This is a genomic window from Microcystis sp. M079S1 (assembly GCF_020246425.1).
In the GTDB taxonomy this organism is placed as follows: domain Bacteria; phylum Cyanobacteriota; class Cyanobacteriia; order Cyanobacteriales; family Microcystaceae; genus Microcystis; species Microcystis aeruginosa.
Genome location: NZ_JADBSZ010000260.1, coordinates 1 through 6,531, shown reverse-complemented (window position 1 = coordinate 6,531; position 6,531 = coordinate 1). Strand labels below are relative to the sequence as shown.

General features: G+C 42.2%; 3 protein-coding genes and 3 pseudogenes. 2 read left to right on the top strand and 4 right to left on the bottom strand.

What is annotated here, in order from left to right; all coding sequences use genetic code 11:
• Positions 1–595 (top strand): annotated as a pseudogene (locus IM456_RS17125) (transposase family protein); the annotation flags it as partial.
• A gap of 467 nt (positions 596–1,062) precedes the next feature.
• Here IM456_RS17125 and IM456_RS17120 read toward each other — a convergent pair.
• A pseudogene (locus IM456_RS17120) lies at positions 1,063–2,200 on the bottom strand (IS630 family transposase).
• Positions 2,201–2,254: 54 nt separating this feature from the next.
• Between IM456_RS17120 and IM456_RS17115 the strand changes: the two are divergent.
• A pseudogene (locus IM456_RS17115) lies at positions 2,255–2,856 on the top strand (IS4 family transposase); the annotation flags it as partial.
• 162 nt (positions 2,857–3,018) lie between these two features.
• On the opposite strand, the gene dapB reads toward IM456_RS17115, so the two are convergent.
• The 3 genes from dapB to crtE all read right to left on the bottom strand — a co-directional run bounded on the left by dapB (position 3,019) and on the right by crtE (position 6,018).
• Positions 3,019–3,849: a 4-hydroxy-tetrahydrodipicolinate reductase gene (gene dapB, locus IM456_RS17110; protein WP_149988230.1), complete on the bottom strand. Its 831-nt coding sequence runs from the start codon at positions 3,847–3,849 to the stop codon at positions 3,019–3,021.
• A gap of 769 nt (positions 3,850–4,618) precedes the next feature.
• A complete protein-coding gene (locus IM456_RS17105; protein WP_149988229.1) occupies positions 4,619–5,071 on the bottom strand; it encodes a divergent PAP2 family protein in 453 nt (150 codons plus the stop codon).
• Between the two features lie 17 nt (positions 5,072–5,088).
• On the bottom strand, positions 5,089–6,018 hold the full coding sequence (gene crtE, locus IM456_RS17100; protein ID WP_149988228.1) for a geranylgeranyl diphosphate synthase CrtE: 930 nt from the start codon (positions 6,016–6,018) through the stop codon (positions 5,089–5,091).
• Positions 6,019–6,531 lie beyond the last annotated feature (513 nt).

Genomic DNA, 6,531 nt, shown 5'->3' with positions numbered 1-6,531 from the left:
TCGGATTGTAAATAAGACGGAAAAAATGCTTTGACAATCGGGAAACTTCCGTTTAAAAGGAAAAAAAGCTCTACTAAATCAAGCAGAGATACCGGTCGTAACGGTAATGGATGTAACGGAAACTCCCAGGGAACGCCCCCAAAAGAAACAGAAAGATTTTTTTGGTGGTAAAAGAGGTTATCATACTTGAAAATCCCAATTAGTAGCTGCTCAAAATACCGAGGAAATTATCGGTGTCTTTTGTGGGAAAGGTAGAGGTCATGATTTTAGTTTATTTTAAAAAAGTCGAGTTCGTTTTCATCCTTTAACTACCAGCATAGAAGACAGTGGTTATCAAGGAATAGCTGCATACCATAGTAATAGTTATACACCGAAAAATAAATCGAAAAATAGAAAATTAACAGATTTAGAAAAGGAGTATAACAAGGCTTTAGCCAAAGAAAGGATGAGCATTGAAACTATAAATAGGAAACTCAAAATCTTTAAAATCTTATCCTGTAAATATCGGAATCGTCGTCGAAGATATAGTTTAAGAGTTAACCTTTTGGCGGCTGTTTATAACTATGAGTTAGGGATAGGTGTAGCAGCTTCTTAAAAGTTGCCAAACATTAATCCAGTGAAGGGGAATTGTAATTAGTCAGGAGAATTTATTCTCAATTTTTATAATTGAGATAGTTTGTGCTGCTTAAATAAAGAGGTTTTGACAACCAAATTAAAGCATATCTAAAGAGTTTTGGGTTAAAAGTTAAACTTCAGGTTTTCATTCAGAACAAATGCACTAATTAACTAATTTTCCCAAAAAATTAGTTAACCGACCATTGTAACATATAATTAATTTGCAAGAGTTCTTATCATGGAAGAGCAGTTTCCATTCAGACGCTTCACGAATTGGAAGCAAGCGTATTCGGTCACGCCATAGCAATCGCTTCCCAAGTTTCCATTCAGACGCTTCACGAATTGGAAGCAAGGTTAAAAGAAGAACAAAAGTCAAAAAACAACGACTTTGGGTTTCCATTCAGACGCTTCACGAATTGGAAGCAAGCTAGATAGGGTAGTGGTCTGTCAAGATGTTATTGACGGATACAATCTTTTTAATTTAATTCGGGCATCTTCAGTGGTAAATCGCCAATCTACAGGAGCAGAATTTTCATTTCTGCGTTTTTCCCAAGCTGCTACTTCTTCTGTTAAGATTTCCTTGTCTTCAATACGCCGCTCAAGGCACTGTCGGCTTAAAACACTCAACTCAATTTCAGCCATATTTAACCAACTTCCATGTTTAGGAGTATAATGAAACTCCAATTTATCCAGAATGCGTCTTGCTTCGACTGGGGTAAAAGCTTTATAAAGAGATGCTTTGACATGAGTATTCAGATTATCTTGAACTACTTTAATTTTCTTGGCTTGAGGATGACGTTGAGAACTAAATACTTCATTTGTTGGGCATAGTCAACACTCCTACGTTGGTCAGTGACTTCCACGTGTCTCCAACCCGTGAACGGCTCAAAAAACATGAATAAATTAGAAACTCCCTCTCGCTGATATTCATAATCAAAACGTTCGGACTTACCCGGTTCGGCAGCAATTGGCGAATTGATTTCTGAAATCAGTTGTTTTGAGGTCTCATCAAAACAAACTAAGGGATAATCTGGGTCATAGTTGCTGGTGTAAAGTTGTAACACTTCTGACCTTTGACAGACAAATTCGGCATTGGCTTGAGGTGGAATTACCCAAGATTCTTTTAACCAAGGTTTTAGCTCGTTTTTTTTAAGACCTGTCGCACTGTTTCATAAGAAATGCTTTCTATGTATTCTAAAGTTACCATTTCCTCTGCCAGTAGTCGTAATGTCCAACGGTTATAACCTTGAGGCACTTGTGAGCAAGCCAGTGCGATTAAATGGGCTTCTGCTTCTCCGTCTATCTTTTTGAGCTTTAATGACTTTTTCGGACGAGGGTTAAGTGCATTTTCTAGGCTTTCTTCCACAAATCTTTGTCTGACTCTCTCAATGCTTCTGGTACTGATATTCAAGGCTTCACTGATTTGTTTATCTGTACAACCTCCATCGGGTTGATTGATATATGCTTTCAGTAAAATTCGAGCATGATTAATTTTTCTAGCGGAAGCTTTACCTGTTGTGGTTAGTTTGTTGAGACTCTTGCGTTCATCTTCAGTTAAGCAGACAATGTATTGTTTGGCTGGCATTGTTTTTCGGGGTTAGCTTATTTACATTCCTATTATCCGACATAATTGCTTTGACAGACCACTAGACATCACTACAAGGCGAACCCTAGTCAACCTGTAAAATTACAGGTGATTTTATCCGAAGAAGAAAATCCTCATCCCGGAGTTAATCCTATCAGTTGGCTCCTCTTAACTAGCCTAGACATTAGTAGCTTTGAATCGGCGATAACCTGCGGGCGCTGGTATAGTTATCGCTGGTTGATAGAACGCTATCATTTTGTTTTAAAAAGTGGTTGTGGACTAGAAAAACTGCAATTAGAAACGGGTCGTAGAATTGAGATGGCCTTAGCTACCTATTCGATTGTAGCGAAAGCGATTACTCTGGTTAACCTATCAAGCGCGCTTACAGGGGTAGGAAAGTTGTGAAAGTTTTTTGGAAGAACATGAATGGCAATCTTTGTGTGCCACTATTCATAAAAAGGTTCCGCCGCCTAAAAAGCCGCCCTCCTTGGCCAGAAGCGGTCAGAATGATTGCTTCTCTTGGGGGTTTTTTAGGTAGAAAAGGCGACGGTGAACCTGGTGTTAAAACTATTTGGTTGGGACGGCGAAGGTTACATGATATCAGCGAGACTTGGAAACTATCTGCTCAAATTAGTTCCCCCATAGAACCCCCTTGAGCCATCTTGCACACTTTTCTCTTTTTGTCAAATTTTATGTTAAGAAAGATGTGACTAATGGATAGGGTGCCGAACTGTTTGGTACTTTATTGATGACGACAATGCCCAATTAGCCAAGGTTTGAGCTATCACCACTACAATAAAATCACTACCTATCTTGATTTAGAGGATTTTTTCTAAACCGTAGACGAGGGATTGCAGCTGAGTAACTTTGCGGATAGAGAGGAGAACCCCCGGCATATAACAGGAGCGATCGCTGGTATCATGACGAAGGGTATAGATTTCCCCGGGGGAACCGAAAATGACTTCTTGGTGGGCGATTAAACCGGGTAGACGCACGCTATGAATACGGATGTTCTCAGCAGTTAAACCGCCTCTAGCGCCGGGGATGGTTTCTTTTTCGGAAACTTGGGCAGGATTAAAGGTTTTACCTAATTCTGCCAGTAATTCGGCGGTTTTGATCGCCGTTCCACTGGGTGCGTCTGCTTTTTGATTGTGATGCAGTTCGATAATTTCCAGATGATCAAAGTAGCGGGATGCTTGCAGGGCAGCCTGTTGTAGTAAAACCATGCCAAGGGAAAAATTGGGGATAACTAAACAGCCGGTGCTGGCTTTTTCGGCAAATTCGGCTAAATCTTGTAGTTGTGCCGCCGATAATCCCGTAGTTCCCACCACGGGACGCACTCCATAGGCGATCGCACTGCGGGTATTGTCATAAACACCGTCGGGATGGGTAAAATCCACCATCACCCCTTGCACTTTTTCCTGAGTTGCCAGGACTAAAACACTCTGTAAATCGTCGAGGATCGGCACTTCTAGGGGTTCACAACCGGCCACTTCCCCCACATCTTGACCTCGAAAAGCTGGATTTCGATCCACTGCACCCACTAAGATCATATCGTCGGCACGAGCAACGGCTTTAATGACTTCCCGTCCCATTTTGCCGGCTGCACCGTTGACAACTACAGGAATCGGGCCTCTATTTGCGGTCATGGTTAATTATTCTCCTTATATATAACCTGAGTTCGGGATAAGAAAAGGGAGAAGTGATATGCTGAAAAACAGAAAACCATTCAGCCACCTTGCCCTAGGGTTAGTATAGATGCTTTATTCTGTCCTGTCGATGATTTTTGCCAATAATTTGCACCTCAATGCTCAAAAAGCTTACTTGCTTATAGACTGAAGACTCGACAACGAAAAAGAAGCTTATGTCTGGGGGAAATTATGACGATTTTAATCGCTTTTCATACGGCGGATTCAGGCTCAGTCTGGTACATCTTCTAAGTGGAAAGGCTTATCCAATAATACTAAATCCGGTTATTAAAAACTGATTATTTATTCTCCCCTTTGCATGAGTGCCTCTTGCATGAGTGCCTCTCCTCATAACTAGCCTATACTCAACGTATTTAGTATAAGGAGTTGTCTGTGCCAGATGGATAGAGGAACCGCCGTAGTAATCATTACAGAAACTTCAAATCCTATTATTTAGACCCTGTAGCTGAATACTGGAGCGATGCTTGTGCCAATTTACCCAGTTATCAGCACTTTGTTGAGTGGATTCCTGTAACTTTGATTCCTTTTTGCCTCTATCTCAAACATTGCTGCTGATGCGTTTCAAATTTGAATTGGCGTACCAAGATTGGCCATCTCAAAACTTTGAAAACCGCAAAAGCCCTCAATTTTTAGGGATTGTAACATGAGTGATTACCCCGGATTTTCAGTTATTAAATCTAGTTTATCTCAACCCCAGAAAACACCTCAATTAATGACAGAGCATCACCATGGCGATACCGATACCCAAACTTAAACCGACCAGCACTTGAAAAGGAGTATGACCGATTAATTCCTTTAAACGTTCCTCGTTAAATTCCTTGCCCTCCTGGAACATTTCATCGATAATTTGATTGAGAATCCGGGCCTGTTTTCCCGCTGCCTGACGCACTCCGGCCGCATCATACATAACAATAACCGCAAAAAGCGCAGCGATCGCAAATTCGGGACTAGACCAACCCACCTGTAATCCTACCCCAGTAGCCAAGGCCCCCACCAGTGCCGAGTGAGCGCTAGGCATTCCCCCCGACGAGACTAGATAGCGCAGACTCACCTTACCATCGCGGATTAACTCAATCAGCGCTTTTAGTCCCTGGGCAGTGAAACAAGCTAAAAGAGAGACTAGCAGTATTTGATTGTGTAACACCTGCTCGAAGTCCTGCATAATCTCATTCGTTTAATTTAATTTTTACGATTAACAATATACTCGGCGATGGCCCGTAAAGGTTCAGCAGCCTCATCGTAGCTACTCAATTCACCGATGGCACTATCTATTAAGTGTTGAGCTTGCTGGCGAGACCCTTCTATCCCCCAGAGACTAGGATAGGTGGCTTTTTGTGCCTGTAGATCCTTCCCGGCGGTTTTACCCAATTCCTCCTTTGTCGCCGTGATATCGAGAACATCATCGATAATTTGGAAAGCCAAGCCAATATTTTGAGCGTAACGGGCTAATTTAGCTATATCTTCCGCTTTTGCCCCCGCTAAAACTGCCCCCGACACCACAGAAGTCTCCAACAGGGCCCCAGTTTTCTGAGTATGGATAAAACCGAGAGTTTCTGCCGAAATATCGGGTTTTCCTTCGGATTCCAAGTCTAAAACCTGACCTCCCACCAAACCCGCTGCCCCGACAGTGCGACCTAAACGGGCAATTACCTCTAAAATCTGTAGGGGAGGTACATTAAGAGTCTGGGTAGCCACATACTCGAAAGCGTAGGCCAGGAGACCATCCCCGGCTAAAATAGCGATATCTTCGCCAAAAACCTTATGGTTGGTTAATTTCCCGCGTCGGTAATCATCGTTATCCATGGCGGGTAAATCGTCATGAATCAATGACATCGTGTGTATCATTTCTAGAGCGCAAGCGGTGGGTAAAGCCATCTCTAGGGAACCCCCCATCAATTCACAGGTAGCCAGACATAAAATCGGCCGCAGACGTTTGCCGCCAGCGAGGAGAGAATAGCGCATCGCCTCGTAGATTTTGGCAGGATTGCCGATAACTAAAGAGCTATCTAAAGCTGACTCGACAATTAACCGCTTTTCCTCCAGATAGGAAGCCAGAGAAAAGCTCTCGTTTTTCCTCACTTCTACTCCTCGTTCGCCCCTAGTAACCATGTCTTTTTGTCTTGAACCGACTGCTTTTAAAACTATATCAGGAAACTCCACCTCGATCGGAATTAAACTGACTGCTCCCTTGTCCCCTAATCTGTTGACTATAGACCTCTTGTAAAAATCGAAAATCTTTCCTTAGGACAGTAGACTCCGAGACAGGAGGAGAAAAAAGACAACAGACGACTACAATATCCGTACAAACTCTGATTATGTCAAATTTATCCAGTATTTGAGATATTATCACCTGATAGCAGCTCAAGAGATTAATTACGCCTTCAGACTCCACGGCCGCGCCGGAGTTGACATTCCGAACATTTGTACTAAAATTTCCCAGACGGAGAGAGGTCAATTTTCTTTTCTGATGCCTATTTTCTCTGGCTCTTCGGTTTGTCTTATGCAACGTACAGGGTTATAAGGAATGAAACTCTTATAGAGAAAGACATTTGGCGATTTTTGTTAATTGTTTTCGATCTAGAGCGAACTAATCAATTAAATCTCTTGCCAGATAAGGATTTA